This is a genomic window from Rhizobacter sp. P3_B12 (assembly GCF_056402895.1).
In genome coordinates this window covers 1-724 of sequence record NZ_JBFUGN010001629.1, presented here as the reverse complement: position 1 = coordinate 724, position 724 = coordinate 1, and the positions used below count along the sequence as shown (strand labels likewise).

The 724-nt window shown below is 70.9% G+C and carries 1 protein-coding gene; it reads left to right on the top strand.

Annotated elements, in window-relative coordinates:
* A partial coding sequence (locus tag AC1D01_RS37335) for a transglutaminase-like domain-containing protein (RefSeq protein WP_477874950.1) occupies positions 1-724 on the top strand: 724 nt, incomplete at both ends.

Here is a 724-nt window from a genome sequence, read left to right as displayed (position 1 = left end):
TTCGTGCAGCTGCCCACCGGCTACAACCCGCGCACGATCGCCTGGGCCCATCAATTGATGAACCGGCCCGATCTGGCTCGCGCCGATTCGGGCGCGCTCGCCCGCGCGGTGCTGCAGCACATCGCCGGCGACGGTTTCAGCTACACGCTGGCGCCGGGCGTGTACGGCGAGACGAACTCGCGCGCCACGGTCGACGAGTTCTGGCTCGATCGCAAGCTGGGCTTCTGCGAGCACTTCGCGGCCGCCTTCGTCGTCGTGATGCGGGCGATGGACGTGCCGGCGCGGGTCGTCACCGGCTACCAGGGCACCGACCCGGTGCCGCTCGACGGCTACTACGTCGTGCGCCAGAGCTCGGCGCATGCCTGGGCCGAGTACTGGCAGGAAGGCATCGGCTGGGTGCGCGCCGATCCGACGGCCGCGGTGGCGCCCGATCGCATCTCGCGCAGCACGCGGCTCGCGCCGCAACCGGGGCTGGTGGCGGGTGCGCTCGGCTCGATGAGCCCGCAGCTGCTGGCGCAGCTGCGCGACGCGTGGGAATCCGTCAACAACCGCTGGAACCAGTGGGTGCTGAACTACTCGCGCGGCCAGCAGCTGGACCTGCTGAAGAACCTGGGCTTCAACTCGCCGAGCTGGGAGGACCTGGCGTTGCTGCTGATCGGCACGCTGAGCACGCTGGCGCTGCTGGGCGCCGGCTGGGCCTGGTGGGACCGGCACCGGCAGGATC